Here is an 18,361-nt window from a genome sequence, read left to right on the forward strand (position 1 = left end):
CGGGAGATTGGCTCATGTCGACGCGTGATACTGCTTCAGACTCAGGTTTGGCAGCCGCACGTGGCGAAAAACCTGAGCCGAACGAAGCCACGTTTGGCGCGTTTGTCCGCAAGCCGGCAGCGCGCCGCGTGGCTATCGACGGTTCAGATGACGCAGGATCGATCGAGTCCATAGAAAGTTTGCCCGATGACGCCATAGAAGTGGGTGCAATCGTCGACGCTTATGGACTGAAGGGCTGGGTCAAGATTGCGCCACATGCGCATGCGGGTCATGGCGGCGACGCAATGCTCGCAGCAAAGCGCTGGTGGCTGGTCAAGGGAAGCGAACGCAAGGCGGTTCGGTGTTTGCAGTCCAAAGTGCATAGCGACACGGTCGTTGCGCATTTTGCTGGCTGCGATGACCGCGACACGGCGTATGCGTTGCGTGGTCACACTATTCATGTGTTGCGCAGCGACTTCCCGAAGCTGACTGGCGATGACGAATTCTACTGGGTCGATCTGATCGGCCTGGACGTCGTGAACGAAGCGGACGTGGCCTTAGGCCAGGTCGCGGGCATGATCGACAACGGCGCGCATTCCATCATGCGCGTGGAATTTCCGACTACGGGCAAGGACGGTTCGCCCGCTATTGGCGAACGGCTGATTCCGTTCGTTGGCGTATTCGTCAAGACAGTGGATCAGGCGGCGCGCAAGATTGTCGTCGACTGGGAAGCTGACTATTGATCGATTCACTGCAAGGAGAGAGCGATGCAGTTTGACGTCGTGACGCTCTTTCCCGAGATGTTTCGCGCGCTGACCGATTGGGGTATTACCAGCCGGGCAGTCAAGCAAGAACGGTTTGGACTGCGCACGTGGAATCCTCGCGATTTCACGACGGACAGTTATCGAACTATCGATGATCGCCCGTACGGCGGTGGTCCCGGCATGGTCATGCTGGCACGACCGCTGGAAGACGCGATCTCGGCTGCGAAAGCGGCGCAAGCGGAACAGGGCATCAGCGGATCGCGTGTGGTGATGATGTCGCCGCAAGGGACGACGTTGAATCATGAGCGGGTCATGCAATTCGCTCAGGAACCCGGTCTTGTCTTGCTGTGCGGCCGTTACGAAGCCATCGACCAGCGCTTGATTGATCGCGTGGTCGACGAAGAAGTGAGTCTCGGCGACTTCGTGTTGTCGGGCGGCGAATTGCCGGCCATGGCGCTCATGGATGCAGTGGTGCGCCAGTTGCCCGGCGTGCTGAACGACTCGCAGTCGGCCGTGCAGGATAGTTTCGTCGATGTGCTGCTCGATTGCCCGCACTACACTCGCCCGGAAGAATACAGCGGTGTGCGGGTTCCGGATGTGCTGCTTGGCGGCCATCACAAGGAAATCGAAGCATGGCGTCGTCGGGAAGCGCTCAAGAATACGCAGGAAAAGCGGCCTGATCTGATCGAAAAGGCGCGCAAGGCTAAAATGTTGAGCCGTGTTGATGAAACATGGCTTGCAAGTCTCGCCAAGGAACGCTCTAAAGCGCAGTAGGCTTCGGAAGCTGAACACGAGGCGAGACGAAAGGGTGGTGCCAGGCTTGTGAATTCAAGCGGGCGCCAGATGTGAACCCATCCTCTACCGAGGCCACTTGTATGGCAAACAACTTCGGCAAGATGGCTCCAGGAGTCTGTAATGAATCTGATTGAGCAACTCGAGCAAGAAGAAATCGCGCGCGCGCTCGGCGAAAAGACTATCCCTGTATTCGCCCCCGGCGATACGGTGATCGTTAGCGTCAACGTAGTTGAAGGTACGCGCAAGCGTGTCCAGGCTTACGAAGGCGTTGTGATCTCGAAGCGCAACCGTGGTTTGAACTCGAATTTCATCGTCCGCAAGATTTCGTCGGGCGAAGGCGTCGAGCGTACGTTCCAGACCTACTCGCCGCTGCTGGCGAGCATTGTCGTGAAGCGTCGCGGTGACGTGCGTCGTGCAAAGCTGTACTACCTGCGCGATCGTTCGGGCAAGTCGGCTCGGATCAAGGAAAAGCTCGTGTCGAAAGACCGTGCTGCTGCCAAGGCGCAATAAACTGCTCCGAAGCTGCACTGAAAAAAGCACCTTCACAGGTGCTTTTTTCTTTGGTGTGGTCAAATCATGCTTTGCCGCGTTGTGCCGTTTCGTGCACGCCGCTTGAATCTTATTTGCGACCTGACCGCAACGATTTTTCAGAATCGGAATCAGAACCAGACGTCCAAGAACTAAAAGCCCCTCGTGTCTCCGACCAAGCTGTCGACTCCCCGAATCCTCGAGCCTGAGATCTTGCCGATCGAATCGACCGGCGAAGACCTGCCGCCTGTGCGCGGTGAAATCTTGACGCCGGCCGGACTGCGCGCGCGCTTCAAGCAGACGCTCGACTGGACGCCGGATGCACGCGACGACAGGATCAAGGCGCTGGGTGGCGACCCGCGGGTGGCGTCGGTACTGATTGCGCTGGTGTTGCGCGAGACGGGCTTGACCGTGCTGCTCACTCAGCGCGCGGACCATCTTTCGGATCACGCTGGGCAGATCAGTTTCCCAGGCGGGCGCCAGGAGCCGGAAGACCTCGACGCCGCCGCGACCGCGCTTCGCGAAGCGCAAGAGGAAGTGGGCCTCGCGGCGAAGCACGTCGAAGTGCTGGGGGAGTTGCCCGAGTATCTGACGGGCACGGGTTTTCGTGTCACGCCGGTCGTGGCGCTGGTGCATCCCCCGTTCGAACTGCAAGCCGATACCCTCGAAGTCGCCGATATCTTTGAAGTCCCGCTCGCGTTTCTCATGAACCCGGCCAACCATCAGGTCCGCGTGTTTCGATGGGAAGACGGCGAGCGTCGTTTTTTTGCGATGCCTTTTTCACCTGCCGAGAATGTGGCTCCGTATTTCATTTGGGGCGCAACGGCGGGTATGTTACGCAATTTCTATCGCTTCCTCGCGGCTTGACGCCGAACGTGCAGAGACTTGGCTAGCCATGCGGGCGATGTGTCCCTCTGGCGCGGACGGTGCTGTGCTATCTTTACAAGAAATTCGTAAAACTCGAATGTCTCGGCGCATCGCATGACTTTTTTCTCTGTATTGCTGGCTCTCATCATTGAGCAGTTGCGCGCGCTCTCGCCGCAGAATCCCATTTCGTCGTTGCTTCAGTACCATGCGGAATCCGCCGCTCATGGCTTTGATGCCGGCAAGCAGCGGCACGGCGTGCTCGCCTGGCTAGTGGTCGTGGTGCCATGGACGTTAGCCGTCGGGCTTGTCTATTACGTGCTCTATCGCATCAACTTCGCACTGGCGTTCTTGTGGAACGTCGTGATCGTGTATTTCACGTTGGGCTTCCGGCAGTTCAGCCACTATTTCACCGACATCCATCTCGCTCTGAACAACGACGACGTGCCTCGCGCTCGCGACGTTCTCAACGAGTGGACCGGCATCGATACGCTCGATATGCCCGTCAGCGAGATCGTCCGGCATACCCTGGTTCATGCAGTCGTGGCGTCGCATCGGCACGTGTTTGGTGTGTTTTTCTGGTTCCTGATTCCGATCGGACCGGCGGGCGCGGTGTTTTATCGGATCGCCGAGTATCTGGCGAGGTCGTGGGTCCAGCCGACCGACGAACGCACACCGGCGTTTTCCACCTTTGCGCAGCGGGCGTTCTTTTTCATCGACTGGGTGCCGGCGCGGCTGACTTCGCTCGGCTTCGCGATTGTCGGGAATTTCGAGGACGCCATTTATGCGTGGCGCAATCACGCCAAGCAATGGCCTGATGCCAACGAAGGGGTTCTGCTCGCGGCGGGGAGCGGGGCGCTGGGGGCCCGGTTAGCGGGACCGCTGGCGGAGCCGCTGAGCGTCGATGCGTTGGCGGTTGGCGATGCAAGCCCATTGCCCGTTGGCGATGATTGCACGCCAAGGACTTTGCAATCTGCAGTGGGCCTCGTCTGGCGTGCTGTGATTCTCTGGATGCTGTTGTTGCTCATGTTGAGCATTGCGGTGTGGCTGTCCTGAGCGTGCTGCCCGCTTGATTGAACGGGGCAGTCCTACTCGTCGTTTAACGGATCTCTCTCCGTTCCGCATTGCCAGCACACGGTGAATTGCGCTTCCAGCGCTTCACCGCATTGCTGGCAGCGCCATCCCCGGGCGTTGGTCGCCGGGCCGCTTCGGGCGCGCTCCAGGATGCCTGTCGCCAACCCCTCGTCGCGGTCATCGAGTATCCATATCTCGGGCGAGCATTGCTCCGCCGGAATCTCGCCCATTGCGCCGCTCAAATAGCGGTTGTGCAACTCGCACGCTATCCCCGCTGTCTCCAGCACATTCACCCAGTGATGCGCCGTAATCAGATTCGGAGCCCGCGTCAGTTTCTTCATCCCGTCGCACTATGTTTTAGAAGCAGTTGCTGACCGTGCATGAGATCGGGCCGATGAAATCATCGAACAATCTGGCTGGCTTCATGCACCAGTTGCGCATACAACTGATGTCGCGCCGGCCTGATCTTGCCTTCGGCCATGGCTTCCAGAATCGCGCAGCCCGGTTCATGCAGATGCCGGCAGTTATAGAAGCGGCACTTGCCGAGGAAAGGCCGGAAGTCCGCGAACGAGCGCTCCAACTGTCCCTCCGACAAGTGATGCAGCCCAAACTCCTGGAACCCCGGCGAATCGATCAATGATCCTCCACCCGGCAGCGGATACAGCCGCGTGAATGTAGTCGTGTGCCGCCCGCTGTTCAATGCCTTCGATATCTCCCGCGTAGCAACTTCGGCATTGGGCACGAGGATGTTCACCAGCGTCGATTTCCCCATGCCCGATTGTCCAAGGAGCAAGGTTGCGCGGTCCGCCAGGCGCGCATCGAGTTCTTCGTGCACGTGCTCGGGCGCCGCTTTCGCCGATAACTCCACCACCGTGTACCCAAGCTCGCGATACAGCGCCAGCCGCTTGCGCGCCACCGCGAGCGGTCCTTCCATGTCGATCTTGTTGAGCACGATCAACGGCACGAGGCCGTGCGCTTCGGCGGCAATCAACGCGCGCCCGAGCAAGTCCTCGCTGAAATGCGGCTCTGTGCCGAGCACGATCATCAACTGGTCGAGATTGGCGGCGAAGAGCTTCGACTTGAACTGGTCGGATCGATACAGCAGATTGCGCCGCTCGCCAATCTCGACGATCACCCCTTGATCGGCCGATGACTGCTCGTAACTCACGCGGTCGCCGACCGCTATCTCGCTGCGCTTGCCTCGCGGGAAGCATTGGAGCATGGCGCTGCCGTCGGTGGGGGCGACCAGATAATGCCGCCCGTGTGCCGCAATAACCTTTCCTTCGATGCGCGCGTTCGTCGCTTTCTTCGCGATACGCGGCCTCATGCGGCGTACTGCATCAAGCGCTCGATGCGCTGCGATGCAGGCGGATGCGACGCGTAAAACGCCGAGTAGAGCGGATCAGGCGTGAGCGTGGAGGCGTTGTCTTCGTACAGCTTGACCAGTGCGTTCACGAGGTCGCGCGGATCGGTCTGGCTCGCGGCGAATTCATCGGCTTCGAATTCATGTTTGCGCGAGCTCAGGCTGCCGAGCGGCGTGACGAAGAACATGAAAACGGGCAACGCCAGCATGAACAGCACGAGCGCGAGGCCGTTGTTGTTGCCGAGCAGCGATGGCCGTACGCCAAGACCTTCGTAGAACCACACGCATTGCGCGAGCCAGCCGAGCAGGGCAAGCATCGCGAGGCTGAGCACGAACGTGACGATCAGGCGCTTGATCACGTGACGCCGCTTGAAGTGCCCAAGCTCGTGCGCCAGCACCGCTTCGATCTCGTTGCCGGAGAGCCGGGCGAGGAGGGTATCGAAGAAAACAATGCGCTTCGCCGCGCCGAAACCCGTGAAATACGCGTTGCCGTGCGCCGAACGGCGGCTGCCGTCCATGACGAATAAACCTTTCGCGGCGAACCCCGTACGCGACATCAGGTTTTCGATGCGCGAGCGCAACGCCTCGTCTTTCAGCGGCTCGAACTTGTTGAACAGCGGCGCGATAAACGTGGGGTACAGGATCAGCACGAGCATCTGGAATGCGACCAGCAGCACCCACGCCCACAGCCACCACAACGCGCCGGCCTGGTTCATCAGCCACAGCGTCACGAACAGCACCGGCAAGCCGATTGCCGCGCCCAGCACAATACCTTTCACCAGATCGAGGAAAAAGAGCTTCTTCGTCATCCGGTTGAAGCCAAATTTCTCTTCGATCACAAAATGCCGAATGTAGTCGAACGGCAGGTCCACCACGCTGGTGATCGCGACAACGATGGCCACCAGCGCCATTTGCCCCACATAACCGCGGCCGAGCCAGTCGGAGACGGCGAGTTCGATCTGCTGGATGCCGCCAAGCAGCGTCAGGACGATCAGCAGCGCTGCGCTGACCAAAACCTCGACCATGGTCAGGCGCGTGCGCTCGACGGTGTAATCGGCGGCGCGCTGGTGAGCGGCGAGCGGAATGGTCTGCAGGAACTGCGGCGGCACATCCTTACGATGCGCGGCGACGTGCCGGATCTGGCGCGACGCGAGCCACAGCTTGGTGCCGACCATGCCGACCAGCGCCACGACGAACACGACCGAGAAGGCGAGATTGAAATTGGACATCAGCGGGAATCCATTTGATTTATGCGAGAATTATAGGTTCTTGGCCGCCGCCGCGCGCGGTCTGTGTCTGATATCTGAAACCGCGCCCGGAAAGGCGTGAAACCCGCGTCAAACCCCTCTCAGGTTGCCCACCTATGGCCGATTCCGTGCTTGATTCCGCATCTTCCCCAAGCTCCACCGACCTCGTTCGCAGCGACATGAATCTCGTGTGGCTCGACATGGAAATGACGGGTCTCGAACCCGATACCGACCGCATTATCGAAATTGCGGTGGTGGTGACGAATTCGACGCTCGACAAACTCGTGGAAGGGCCGGTTCTGGCGATTCACCAGGACGAAACGGCGCTGGGCAAGATGGATGAATGGAACCGCAACACGCACGGCCGCTCGGGACTGACCGAGCGCGTGCGGGCGTCGACGGTGGACGAGGCGGAAGCCACACGGCAAATTCGCGAATTCCTTGGTCAGTATGTGCCGCCGGGCAAGTCGCCCATGTGCGGCAATTCCATCTGCCAGGACCGCCGTTTCATGGCCCGGTGGATGCCCGAACTGGAGACCTTCTTCCACTATCGAAACCTTGACGTCAGCACGCTCAAGGAATTGTGCCGCCGCTGGCAGCCGGCTATCTATAAGGGTTTTCAGAAGCGCGCGATGCACACGGCGCTCGCCGATATTCACGAATCCATCGACGAGCTCAAGTACTACCGCGAGCATTTCCTGATTCCGTCGGCTACCGGCGATACCACGCCGGTTTAAGCCGGAAAAGGGTCAGGCTTTCGGCGGCCGGATCGCGTTTTTCGGCCTGAACGCGGCTACGACCTCGGGCCGCGTTTCGATGTATGGACCGCCGATCAAGTCGATGCAATAAGGCACAGCGGCAAAAATGCCCGGCACGCTGGATTTGCCATCCGCGTTGCGTAGTCCTTCCAGCGTTTCGCGGATCGATTTCGGTTGCCCAGGCAAATTCACGATCAGTGCGGCGTGATCCGGCGTTTCGCGAATCACGGCCACTTGCCGCGACAAGATGGCGGTCGGCACGAAATTCAGGCTGATCTGGCGCATTTGCTCGCCGAAACCGGGCATTGGCTTCGTGGCGACGGCCAGCGTGGCTTCCGGTGTTACATCGCGACGCGACGGGCCTGTGCCGCCCGTGGTCAGGATCAGGTCGCAGCCGGTTTCATCCACTAATTCGATCAGCGTGGCCGAGATGGTCGCCGCGTCGTCCTGGATCAGCCGCGTTTCCGCGCGCCAGGGCGAACTCAGCGCGCTCGTGAGCCACTCATGCAGCGACGGAATGCCCTTGTCCTCATACACGCCCTGCGAAGCGCGATCGCTGATCGACACCAGGCCGATCACCAATTCGTCGTGATTACGCTTTGTAGCCATCGTCGTCATCTCGTTGCGGGAATTCGACGCCATCGTCTTCTTCGTCGTCTTCGCCTTCGATCAGGCTTTCGTCTTCTTCGTCTTCCACGCCCGCCGCGGTCTTGATCCACTGGAACAACTCGCGGAAGTAGCGCGGAGGTTTCGCCTGTTCGCGTTCCTTGCGGGCATTGCGGATCAGCGTACGGCCTTCCTGCGGGTCGATACCGGGATGCTGGCGGATGAAGTCGGTGAGGGCGGCGTCGTCGGCGAGGAGCTTTTCGCGGGTGCGTTCGATCCAGTGCAGCTTGGCCGTTTCCGCCCGGTTCACGCCGCGATACGAATCCAGCGCGGTACGTATTGCCGCGGTTTCTTCGTCAGTCAGCGAGCGCATGACGCGCCCGACGTACTGCACTTGCCGGCGCTTGCCTTCGTGGTCGGTGATCTTGCGGGCGGCGCGAACGGCGTCGTCGAGCTTTTCCGGCATGGGCATGCGCTTGAGCGCGTCTTTCGGCAGATCGATCAGCGTGACGCCCAGCACTTGCAGCGCGAGCATGTCGCGTTTGAGCTGGGACTTGCTGGGGCGGTCGTAGCCGTGCTCGCTGCCGTCCTGTTCGGAGGCCTCGGCCGGGTTTATCGGTTGCGTGCGGGTTTTACGGTTCATCCCGGTATTGTAACTTGGCGGGCGCGCTAGTTTTATCGATAGTGGTCATGGTGTTCAGCGTCCAGCGGGGCCAAGCCAACGCCCCATGAAACCAAACCCGTGCCGGACTTGCTATCATCGTGCGATGGTCGAATACCGGCCACACAGCTGCATTCCAGCGCACAGCGGGCGCTAACCCGCCCCGTCGCCACGACCGGCAACGTGAACACGCTCCCACCATCGAGCACCCACAGGCAGACATAAAATGGCAGCAGACATGGACGTCAGGCAACGCTTTTTCCCGCACACCCAGGACGAGCTGAAGGAAATCGCGTCCGACATCCTGCGGCATGCGAAGGAGCTCGGCGCCACCGACTCCGCCACCGAGATCTCCGAAGGCGACGGCCTCTCAGTCAGCGTGCGCCGCGGTGAAGTCGAAACCATCGAGCACAATCGCGATAAAATGGTCGGCGTGACGGTGTTTATCGGCAATAAGCGCGGTAATGCCAGCACCTCGGACTTCACGCGCGCAGCGCTCAGGGACACGGTCGCAGCCGCCTACAACATCGCGCGTTTCACCGCCGAAGACAGCGCCGCAGGACTCGCCGAAGAAGAACTGCTGGAAAAAGCGCCGCAGGATCTCGATCTATATCACCCGTGGGATATCGACGCCGAAGAAGCCGCCGATCTCGCCCGCCGGGCTGAAGATGCGGCTTTTGCAGTCGATAAACGCATCCAGAACTCCGAAGGCGCAAGTGTCTCGGCGCAGCACTCGCAATTCGTGCTGGCGACCTCGCGCGGGTTCATGGGCGGTTATCCGTTCTCGCGTCATTACGTGGCGTGTGCGCCTATCGCGGGCTCCGGGCGCGACATGCAGCGCGACGACTGGTACACATCGAAACGCAATGCCGCCGATCTCGCCGAACCGGAAGCTATCGGCCGGTATGCCGCGCATCGCGCGCTTGCCCGCATGGGCGCACGCGGGCTGGACACGCGCAAATGCCGCGTGATGTTCGAAGCGCCGCTGGCAGCCGGCATCCTGGGTGCGTTCGTGCAGGCGGTCAGTGGTGGCGCGCTGTATCGAAAGACCACATTCCTCGTCGATAGCCTCGGCAAGCCGGTGTTCGCGCCGCATATCCAGGTGCTGGAAGATCCGCACGTGAAGGGCGGCATGGGCAGCGCGCCGTTCGACGAAGAAGGCGTGCGCACGCAACGCCGCAACGTGGTGGAAGACGGCGTGGTGCAGGGCTATTTCCTGTCGACGTATTCGGCGCGCAAGCTCGGCATGAAGACGACCGGCAATGCCGGCGGCTCGCATAACCTGTCGCTGCGCAGCTCGCTGACCAAACCCGGCGATGACTTCGAGGAAATGCTCAAGAAACTGGGCACAGGCTTGCTGCTGACGGAACTGATGGGGCAGGGCGTGAACTACGTCACCGGCGACTATTCGCGCGGCGCATCGGGTTTCTGGGTGGAGAACGGCAAGATCCAGTATCCGGTTGAAGAGATCACCGTTGCCAGCACGTTGCAGGAGATGTTCCGGCATATCGAGGCCATTGGCGCGGATACGGTCGTGCGCGGCAACAAGGAAATTGGCTCGGTGCTGATCGAGAAGATGACGATCGCGGGGCAGTAAGAGCATCTACGGACGAGAAAAAGCCCGGAACGGTTAGCGCCGTTCCGGGCTTTTTCAATGGAAATTCGCTATTCCAGCCTACGCCGTGCGCCGCTCGTATGCCACGAACGAATAGTCGAAGTCGTTCGGCGCCACCGAGTGATGCGTCTCGCGTGAGACCTCTTTCCAGACGGCGGCATCGGGTGCATCAATGGAAATGTCGCCGGGGAAATCGGCATCGATCTCAGTCACGATCAGCTTGTGTGCAATCGGCCAACCTTCGCGGAACAACTCGGCGCCACCGATCAGGAAGACTTCGCTGGCTTTATCGCGAGCGGCCAGTTCCAGGGCATCGGCAAGTCCAGTCACCGTGTCGCAGCCGTCGAAGCGGAGCCCGGCGTCACGCGAGACCACTATATTTCGCCGTCCCGGCAACACTCGTCCGATGGACTCGTGCGTCTTGCGTCCCATCACTATCGGCGCGCCCATCGTCGTGCGTTTGAAGAACGCGAGATCTTCGGGCAGGCGCCAGGGCAATTGGTTGTTGCGCCCGATCACGCCATTACGCGCGCGGGCGACGATCAGGGTCAGCGTCGTCATGGTGTGGATATCCGGTGCGGAATTCGGCTTTGAGATAAATCAAGCCGCAGATTCTACCCGACCGTCCGACGAGTCTCGCAGCTTCCTCACTCGGCGTCCGCGCCGTTCGCCATCACCGCGCCACGCAGCCCGTGCGCGATCATCAGCCTGTACAACGTCACGCGCGAAATTCCCAACTCAGCCGCGGCCTCGCTGAGTTTGTGCCGATGCCGCAGCAACGTCAGCTCGATCGCGCGCTTCTCGGCGGCGTCGCGCGCAGCGGCCAGCGTGGTCGATTCAATGCCGGTGCAGTGGCCGAGCCCGAGGTCATCGGCGGTGATCAGCTTGTTCTCCGCCATCACGATCGCGCGCCGCACGCGGTTGATCATCTCGCGCACATTGCCGGTCCAGGCGTAGCTGTACATGGCTTCTATCGCCGAGGGTGCAAAGCCGATGATCTTGCGCCTGCCGTCGCTTCTGAACTTGTGCAACACGTGCAGTGCGAGAATTTCGATGTCCTTGCCGCGCGCCCGCAGCGGCGGTTCATCCACGCGCAGCACGCACAGCCGATGGAACAGATCGGTACGAAACCGGCCGCTGGCCATGGCGGCTTCCAGGTCGATATGAGTCGCGGAAATGATCCGCACGTCAACGGAGACGGGGTCACGGCCGCCCAGGCGGTCGATCTTGCGTTCCTGCAGGAACCGCAGCAAATGCACCTGGCTCTCGAGCGGCAGGTCGCCGATTTCATCGAGGAAAAGCGTGCCGCCATCGGCTTCTTCCACCCGGCCGATCTTGCGCTGATTCGCACCCGTGAACGCGCCGCGCTCGTAGCCGAACAGTTCCGACTGGATCAGGTGATTGCCGATCGCGCCGCAATTGATCGCGACGAACGGTCCCTTACGGCGCGGCGAGCGTTCGTGGATCGCCACGGCCGTCAATTCCTTGCCGGTCCCGGATTCACCGGTGATGAAGACGTTGGCGTCGGTGTTCGCGACTTTGCGGATGGTGCGAAAGAGCTGCTGCATGGCCTCGCAGGTGCCGACCATCTGCTCGTCGCCGAACACGGTCGGGGTTTCAGTTAGGTCGATGCCGCCGAGGCTCACCATGCCGTACGCGTGATCGACGAGGTAACCGATGTTCGCGTTGGAGAACGGGCCCTTCACAAAGTCGAAGCAGAAGTGCCGGATCAAGTGGCAGACGACCGGGTCCGCGAGATGGGTGTCGTCGGTAAAGGCGATCCAGCCTGCTCGCTGATGACGCAGCGCGGGCTCGAGCGCGGCCAGTTCGCGCGCCGAGAAGCTGGTCATATCGACAATACCGGCTACCGGAGCGTCGATCTTCAGCGCGCCGGCCTGCGTGGCGAGCGTCCCGGCCGAGACCTTCCAGCCAAGGCCCTTCAAATACGTGATCAACGCCTGATCCGGCGCTTGGGAGACGTAGAGCAGGGTGCGGACGGCGACCGACACATGCGGTTCGGGGTGGACCGCAACGACCGGATCAGTAGTAACGATTGGGCCGAGCGGGACGAACGGCAGGGCCGACGCGCCAGAGAGATCCGCTGTCATTGGGTCGCCGGTGGAGAGGGGGCCGATTGGCGGCATTGCTGCCAGTGCGTTTGGATCCGACGCGGGCGAAGAGACGGGGATGGATTCGAGCACGGGCGATCTCCTTTTACAACGCGAGCGGACGGTGTCCAAGCGGACACACCGGCTCAATGCGTTGCCGATCCATATAGCCGTCGAGCGGGACGCCGGATAAAGCCAGCAGACGAACCCGCGCATACCTTCGCGCGATTGCGCGACATGCTCACGCGCCGCGCGATCAGGCGGCTTTCTCTTATTTCGTTACTCGTTGAGCAATACGACACAGTGTCCTACGGTCCTATGTGTCGTTCGATCGTGCTGTGTGCGCTGTTGGAAGGCGCATCGCGTGTTTTTTTGCGGTCGTCCTGCAGACGACTCGTTTTGCATCATATTGCAATTTCCCGGCTACCGGGTCCTTTGAGCGCCCGCGCTCGCCACGTTGCCCGGTGCGGAGCGAGCGGCTGCATCGACGGGAACGGGAGCAGGCATCGGCGGCGCTATCTCATCCCAGAGCGTGACGCTCGGTCCATGGGCGGCGGCGGCCGATTCGTCCCTCGTCGACGTGACCTTTTCGACCTCGATGTCGACCTGGACTGCAAGTGGCGCCGACGAAATGCGTTGCACCGATGCGGGTCGTTCAGGTCCCATTACATGATTAACAATAATGCGTTCGTTCGATGCAGCCTCGCCACCACCAGCGGCAGGGGTTTTTCCTTCCGTAAAAATGGCTGGCGGATTTTGGCTGGTCGTGAATGTTTCATATTCGGACACTACTGTCTGGGATACAGGCGGGATCACTCTATCTTCACCCGCGTTATTTTGCGCGCAAACGTTGGCGGCTGAGCCGCTCAGTACAAACCACCCAGCACTAATGACGGCAATCTTAAGTCGTGTCGCAGTATTTTCTCGTTTGATGACGCAGCCGGTGCGTTCCATGGCGGTCTCCCCAGATTCATTGTCTGTTAGCGAAACATATGCCATGGCACGTATCCCGTTGCTGCTATTGAGCGCGCGGCAAGCTAACTGAAAAACTGAATCAGAAAAGACGCGAAAACGTTTCATGATTGAAACGATGGAACGTTAACGGCCATTTTTATCAAAAATTGCGTAAATACTATTGTCTTATTTAAACGATTTGCAAAATGCTTATTAAAACCGGGGCCCGTTGTTGAAACGCACGGTACCCCCGCTTCAGGAGGGCTTCGCAGACATTGTTGCGGATATTTGTTTTCGAAGTATTCGCTTTATAGTAATCTCTCAAAAACAGCATCTGAAACAAAACAAGGTTCGCATAGAACCACGCGACAGTACTCGTCGCTTCCGGGGTTTCACCGTTTGCAGTTTTCCGAATGACCGTTCGCTTGGGGCATGCGAGTCTTCGACGTCTGCAGCGTGGTTGAGGGCAATAACCGGCGCGACCTTTTCAACGACCGTTGACGAAAGGATCAGAACAATGGAAGTCGCTCGGCGGCAACTAATCTACGTGACTCGTGACCCGAGCGCGCCGTTGTGTGCTCGGTTTGAAGAGCGGGGCTGGCACATCGAAGTGGTATCGAACGCGAAGGACGCCCGCAGGTGGCTTCGCAGCGACTTGGCAACCGGTGGTTTGCTGGATCTGTCCAGCAGTTTTGAAGCACATGAACTCGCGGCGCTCGAAGCGTCGCTGACGTTGACCAATGTCGGCTGGGTCGCGGCAACCGTGACGGGCCAACTCGAAGATGCGGCCGTGCGCCGGCTGATTCGCGACTACTGCTTCGACTACGTCACCTTACCTACATCGAATGATCGCGTGGTCGACGCTGTCGGCCATGCATACGGAATGGTTGCGCTGCACGAGAATGCGTCCAACGATGCGCACGACGGCCGCGCCGAAGGCGAGATGGTCGGTTCGTGCGACGCCATGCTCGCGTTGTTCCGCTCTATCCGCAAGGTCGCCATGACCGACGCGCCCGTGTTCATCTCGGGCGAATCGGGCACGGGCAAGGAACTCACTGCAGTCGCCATTCACGAACGCTCCGTGCGGCGGGAGCAGCCGTTCGTCGCCATCAATTGCGGCGCAATTCCCGCTCACCTGTTGCAATCGGAATTGTTCGGCTATGAGCGCGGTGCGTTTACCGGCGCAAATCAACGCAAGATCGGCCGCGTGGAAGCGGCCAACGGCGGCACGCTGTTCCTCGATGAAATCGGCGACTTGCCGCTCGAAAGCCAGGCCAGCTTGTTGCGTTTCCTGCAGGAGCGTAAGGTCGAACGGCTTGGCGGACATGGCTCAACGCCGGTGGACGTGCGCATCATTTCGGCCACTCATGTGGATATGCAGACGGCCATGATCGAAGGGCGGTTCCGCGCCGACTTGTACCACCGTCTGTGCGTGCTGCAAATCGATGAACCGCCGCTGCGGGCGCGTGGCAAGGACATCGAATTGCTCGCGAAGCACATGCTCGATCGCTTCAAGAAGGACGCGAGCCGGCGTCTGCGCGGGTTCGCGCCCGATGCCATTGCGGCAATTCATAACTACGGCTGGCCGGGTAATGTGCGTGAGCTGATCAATCGGGTGCGCCGCGCCATCGTGATGTCGGAAGGGCGTCAGATCAGTGCACGTGATCTTGAACTCGGCGAGTACGTTGAAGTGGCGCCGGTGTCGCTAGCGCAGGCTCGGGAAGCTGCCGAACGGCAAGCGATTGAACTCGCTTTGCTGCGCCATCGAGGCCGTCTGGGCGACGCCGCGCAGGAACTCGGCATTTCGCGAGTCACGCTGTACCGACTCCTGAGCGCGCACGGCATGCGGCACATTGAAGTCGATGCACCGACAGAGCACGTCACGCGCGGCTGAACGCCGCTTGTGACGACTGCTCGCCGGTCGCCTCACTGATTCACTCCCAATCCGGCCCGGGGTTCTCTGGAACGCCGCGGATTGCTCGCATTTGCCCCCGCAAGACGCCTTCCCACCTCTCCCTCTGACGCTTGGTAAAATCGTGGTTTGGTTTTACCAGCTTCTGCGTTTCCCAGATTTCCCGCGTTTTCCGCGGCTTGCGGAATCCCGCGCGCGAGAGCGCCGCAGGCGCGCGGAAATCTTCTGCCAGAATAGCGTCACGACCTCCTTTTACGAACGATCCTGCTCATGATCCAGTACCAAGAACTGCTCAAAGACATTCTCCAACGCGGCGCTCGCAAGATGGACCGGACCGGCACGGGGACGATCAGCACGTTTGGCCGTCAATTGCGCTTCGATCTGGCGGAAGGTTTCCCGATCGTCACGACCAAGCGCATTCACATGAAGAGCGTGGTCTACGAGCTGCTGTGGTTCCTGAACGGCGATACGAACATCAAGTATCTGAACGATAACGGCGTGACCATCTGGGACGAATGGGCCGATGAAAACGGCAATCTCGGCCCGGTGTACGGGCATCAATGGCGTTTCTGGCCAAAGAGCGATGGCACGATGGTCGATCAGGTGAGCGCACTCGTGCATCAGATCAAGACGCGGCCGAACTCACGCCGGTTGATGCTGACCGCATTGAACGTGGCGGATTTCCCGGACGAATCCATGTCTCCGGTCGATAACGCCCGTGCTGGAAGAATGGCGCTGGCTCCTTGCCATTGCCTCGCGCAGTTCTATGTGAAGGAAGGCAAGCTGAGTTGCCTCCTGTACTGCCGCAGTCAGGATGTATTCCTGGGCACGCCGTTCAATATAGCGAGCTATGCATTGCTCACGCACATGCTCGCGCAGCAATGCGATCTGGATGTGGGGGAATTGGTCTGGACCGGTGGCGATTGCCATATCTACCTAAATCATCTGGAGCAGGTCGATCTTCAGTTAAGCCGTGAACCGTATCCGTTGCCGAAGCTCGAACTGGCGAGAAAACCCGCGTCCATCTTCGATTACCAATACGAAGATTTCGTGATCGAAGGGTATCGATATCATCCGGGCATCAAGGCGCCAATCGCAATTTAAGCGGTTTCTGCCATGCCCTAAACTAAAGCGTCCCAGCTCCAAATGTTTGAAGCCGGGACGCGCGCCTTTTTTAAGATCTTTTAAGACCTGCTAAAACCTTTTAAAACATCAAGGCGTGACGATGTTGAACATTGGGTCGAAGCGGTCGAGCATGCTGAACAGTTCAACCACCTTTTGACTGTTGCCGCTGACCTTGGCTGCGTCTGACGGTGCTTGCTGGCCACCCATCAACAACCTGGCGAAGTCGGCCTTGCTCATGTTGAGCGTGGCGTCGGGGTTCGCCAGCGTGACGCCCTCGGTGTAGATCAGCACCGAATTGTGCAACTCGATACCGTATTTCGTGCCGTCACCGAGATCCCAGTTGATGACCGTGTGCTTGCCGTCCGCCTTCGGACCGTTGAGCCGGATGCCCATGAAATCGAGCAGCAGATCAGGGCTCATTGCAGCAATTGCGTCAGGTGTCGCCGTGTTGACACCCTTCACCTTCGGCACACCGTTACGCAGTTCGAACGCGCCCATCAGGTACTCGTTGCGCCAGGTGGGGTTCTCGGTCTGATAGCCTAGCTGCTCGAGCGCGTCCGCTTCCAGATCGCGCGCAGCCTTGTTCGAAGGATCCGCAAACACGACCTTGTTCATCACGGTCGCGACCCAGCGGTAATCGCCCTTGTCGAATGATTGCTTTGCCTTCGTCATCACGGCGTCGGCGCCGCCCATGAACTCCACGAAGCGCTTCGATTCCTCTTCCGGCGGATACGGATGCAGGTTCGCCGGGTTCGAGTCATACCAGCCGAGATAGCGCTGGTAGACCGCCTTCGCGTTGTGATTGACCGAGCCGTAATAGCCGCGGTTGTACCACTTCTTGCCGATGCTGTCGGGCAACTGAATCTCTTCCTTGATTCAGATAATCGCGGTTCAATCAACTTGGTATTCCTAATAATCCTGATCTGGAGTATTTGAGAGCGATTCGACGGACAGGGTGCACTCGCGCCTGAATACGAAAGCGAGTTGAAAACTCTACAGGGGAACCAATTTTCTAAGTGTCATATTTCGTCGGCATGGGCGGAAGAGGTTCGATAGAGAACGTGTCCCGGTTCCATGCCGTTGGGCGTCATTCATTCAGTCAGTACGGCGGAGAAATGCCGCTCACCAGCGGGCGTCACTCGCAGGACCCGTCGCTTGGCGGTTGTTTCGACCCAGCCATGTTCTGTGCAGGCATCGAGGAACGCCGCGCCCAGCGCGCCGCCGAGATGCGGCCGGCGTTCGCTCCAGTCGATGCACGTACACGCAAACCGTCTGCGCCGCGCTTTCTGAGCGGTGAGATCGATGCCGAGCCGCGAGAATTCATCGACTCCTTGCGGCGTTGCGTCGAGCGCCGTGGGGCCGGGCCGCTTCGATCCAGCCGGCACGACCTCCAGCCACTTCGATGTCAGCATCCGGTCGAACAGCCGCACCGCCAACTCGCCCGCGAGATGGTCGTAACACGTGCGCGCGTAGCGCATGTCGAGCGGCACGGCGGACGCCGGCCGCGGCGGCGGCCGATGCGCTTGCGCCGCTTCCCTCAGCGGCGCGCTGGCCTGCGCGAGATTAGCCAACGCTTCAATTGCCATCGCGATATCGGGCGTTGCAATGCGGTAATACCGGTGCCGTCCGCTCACTTCGAGCGCCAGCAGCCCACTTTCGACGAGCCGGGTGAAATGCCCGCTAGCGGCCGATGGCGAGATGCCGGCGATCATCGTAAGTTCGCCGGCGGGCCGGGCGGTTCCGTCCATCAGCGACCACAGCATGGCGGCGCGGCCGGGGTCCGCTAGCAGCGCGCCTATGCGTGACAAGCCGGGAAACGGGCGTGCATCTTCGTGATCGAGGGTCATCGCAGCCTCCTTGAATTAACTCTACATTAACGACTTCGCGCACTCGATGTTTCAGCGTAACGTGAAGTATCGATTCAAAGGCCGGACTCGATGTGAGCGCCGCTTGGCCCCCGCGCTAGAATGATGTTTCGCGTCAAATGAAGGCTGTGCAGGAGACTCTC

General features: G+C 60.1%; 19 protein-coding genes. 9 read left to right on the forward strand and 10 right to left on the reverse strand.

Features of this window, described 5'->3' with window-relative positions; all coding sequences use genetic code 11:
* Positions 1-14: 14 nt before the first annotated feature.
* The 5 genes from rimM to ACMX25_RS07385 all read left to right on the forward strand — a co-directional run bounded on the left by rimM (position 15) and on the right by ACMX25_RS07385 (position 3,986).
* Positions 15-722, forward strand: a complete 708-nt coding sequence (gene rimM / locus ACMX25_RS07365; protein WP_414948922.1) for a ribosome maturation factor RimM — start codon at positions 15-17, stop codon at positions 720-722.
* Between the two features lie 24 nt (positions 723-746).
* The gene (gene trmD / locus ACMX25_RS07370) at positions 747-1,517 is read left to right on the forward strand and encodes a tRNA (guanosine(37)-N1)-methyltransferase TrmD (RefSeq protein WP_414948924.1); all 771 of its coding nucleotides are present in this window, start codon (positions 747-749) and stop codon (positions 1,515-1,517) included.
* 141 nt (positions 1,518-1,658) lie between these two features.
* The gene (gene rplS, locus ACMX25_RS07375; protein WP_414948926.1) at positions 1,659-2,048 is read left to right on the forward strand and encodes a 50S ribosomal protein L19; all 390 of its coding nucleotides are present in this window, start codon (positions 1,659-1,661) and stop codon (positions 2,046-2,048) included.
* Positions 2,049-2,231: 183 nt separating this feature from the next.
* Positions 2,232-2,933, forward strand: a complete 702-nt coding sequence (locus ACMX25_RS07380) for a CoA pyrophosphatase (RefSeq protein WP_414948928.1) — start codon at positions 2,232-2,234, stop codon at positions 2,931-2,933.
* Positions 2,934-3,047: 114 nt separating this feature from the next.
* Positions 3,048-3,986 (forward strand): CobD/CbiB family protein, encoded by a 939-nt coding sequence (locus tag ACMX25_RS07385; protein ID WP_414948930.1) that lies wholly within the window; start codon positions 3,048-3,050, stop codon positions 3,984-3,986.
* 32 nt (positions 3,987-4,018) lie between these two features.
* Here the strand turns inward: ACMX25_RS07385 and ACMX25_RS07390 are convergent, their stop codons facing one another.
* Genes ACMX25_RS07390 through ACMX25_RS07400 form a run of 3 tightly spaced genes read right to left on the reverse strand, consistent with a single transcriptional unit; the run spans position 4,019 to position 6,596 of the window.
* A complete protein-coding gene (locus ACMX25_RS07390) occupies positions 4,019-4,345 on the reverse strand; it encodes a putative signal transducing protein (protein WP_414948931.1) in 327 nt (108 codons plus the stop codon).
* A 59-nt stretch (positions 4,346-4,404) separates the two neighbouring features.
* The gene (rsgA, locus tag ACMX25_RS07395) at positions 4,405-5,331 is read right to left on the reverse strand and encodes a ribosome small subunit-dependent GTPase A (protein ID WP_414948932.1); all 927 of its coding nucleotides are present in this window, start codon (positions 5,329-5,331) and stop codon (positions 4,405-4,407) included.
* Positions 5,328-6,596 carry a M48 family metallopeptidase gene (locus ACMX25_RS07400; RefSeq protein ID WP_414948933.1) on the reverse strand — a complete coding sequence of 423 codons (1,269 nt, stop codon included), beginning with the start codon at positions 6,594-6,596 and terminating at the stop codon, positions 5,328-5,330. The genes rsgA and ACMX25_RS07400 overlap by 4 nt, the downstream gene beginning before the upstream one ends.
* 134 nt (positions 6,597-6,730) lie before the next feature.
* On the opposite strand from ACMX25_RS07400, the gene orn reads away from it, so the two are divergent.
* On the forward strand, positions 6,731-7,351 hold the full coding sequence (gene orn, locus ACMX25_RS07405; protein WP_414948934.1) for an oligoribonuclease: 621 nt from the start codon (positions 6,731-6,733) through the stop codon (positions 7,349-7,351).
* Positions 7,352-7,363: 12 nt separating this feature from the next.
* Here orn and mog read toward each other — a convergent pair whose 3' ends face one another.
* Positions 7,364-7,981: a molybdopterin adenylyltransferase gene (mog, locus tag ACMX25_RS07410; protein ID WP_414948935.1), complete on the reverse strand. Its 618-nt coding sequence runs from the start codon at positions 7,979-7,981 to the stop codon at positions 7,364-7,366.
* Positions 7,965-8,621 carry a ribosome biogenesis factor YjgA gene (gene yjgA / locus ACMX25_RS07415; protein WP_414948936.1) on the reverse strand — a complete coding sequence of 219 codons (657 nt, stop codon included), beginning with the start codon at positions 8,619-8,621 and terminating at the stop codon, positions 7,965-7,967. The genes mog and yjgA overlap by 17 nt, the downstream gene beginning before the upstream one ends.
* A 244-nt stretch (positions 8,622-8,865) precedes the next feature.
* On the opposite strand from yjgA, the gene pmbA reads away from it, so the two are divergent.
* Positions 8,866-10,236: a metalloprotease PmbA gene (gene pmbA, locus ACMX25_RS07420; RefSeq protein WP_299717343.1), complete on the forward strand. Its 1,371-nt coding sequence runs from the start codon at positions 8,866-8,868 to the stop codon at positions 10,234-10,236.
* Between the two features lie 78 nt (positions 10,237-10,314).
* Here the strand turns inward: pmbA and ACMX25_RS07425 are convergent, their stop codons facing one another.
* The 3 genes from ACMX25_RS07425 to ACMX25_RS07435 form a co-directional block, all read right to left on the reverse strand.
* The gene (locus tag ACMX25_RS07425) at positions 10,315-10,815 is read right to left on the reverse strand and encodes a dihydrofolate reductase (protein WP_414948938.1); all 501 of its coding nucleotides are present in this window, start codon (positions 10,813-10,815) and stop codon (positions 10,315-10,317) included.
* A gap of 86 nt (positions 10,816-10,901) precedes the next feature.
* A complete protein-coding gene (locus ACMX25_RS07430; RefSeq protein ID WP_414949068.1) occupies positions 10,902-12,362 on the reverse strand; it encodes a sigma-54 dependent transcriptional regulator in 1,461 nt (486 codons plus the stop codon).
* Positions 12,363-12,785: 423 nt separating this feature from the next.
* Positions 12,786-13,442, reverse strand: coding sequence for a hypothetical protein (locus tag ACMX25_RS07435; RefSeq protein ID WP_414948940.1), 657 nt, complete (start codon positions 13,440-13,442; stop codon positions 12,786-12,788).
* A 391-nt stretch (positions 13,443-13,833) separates the two neighbouring features.
* Between ACMX25_RS07435 and ACMX25_RS07440 the strand changes: the two genes are divergently transcribed.
* Together ACMX25_RS07440 and ACMX25_RS07445 are read left to right on the forward strand one after the other, a co-directional pair.
* Positions 13,834-15,210 carry a sigma-54 dependent transcriptional regulator gene (locus ACMX25_RS07440; protein ID WP_414948941.1) on the forward strand — a complete coding sequence of 459 codons (1,377 nt, stop codon included), beginning with the start codon at positions 13,834-13,836 and terminating at the stop codon, positions 15,208-15,210.
* A gap of 288 nt (positions 15,211-15,498) precedes the next feature.
* Positions 15,499-16,332 carry a thymidylate synthase gene (locus ACMX25_RS07445; protein WP_414948942.1) on the forward strand — a complete coding sequence of 278 codons (834 nt, stop codon included), beginning with the start codon at positions 15,499-15,501 and terminating at the stop codon, positions 16,330-16,332.
* A gap of 108 nt (positions 16,333-16,440) precedes the next feature.
* Here ACMX25_RS07445 and ACMX25_RS07450 read toward each other — a convergent pair whose 3' ends face one another.
* Both ACMX25_RS07450 and ACMX25_RS07455 read right to left on the reverse strand, forming a co-directional pair.
* Positions 16,441-17,229, reverse strand: coding sequence for an alkyl sulfatase dimerization domain-containing protein (locus tag ACMX25_RS07450; RefSeq protein WP_414949070.1), 789 nt, complete (start codon positions 17,227-17,229; stop codon positions 16,441-16,443).
* A 215-nt stretch (positions 17,230-17,444) separates the two neighbouring features.
* Positions 17,445-18,200, reverse strand: coding sequence for an ArsR/SmtB family transcription factor (locus ACMX25_RS07455; RefSeq protein WP_414948943.1), 756 nt, complete (start codon positions 18,198-18,200; stop codon positions 17,445-17,447).
* Positions 18,201-18,361 lie beyond the last annotated feature (161 nt).

Source organism: Caballeronia eucalypticola (assembly GCF_047608185.1).
GTDB lineage: Bacteria > Pseudomonadota > Gammaproteobacteria > Burkholderiales > Burkholderiaceae > Caballeronia.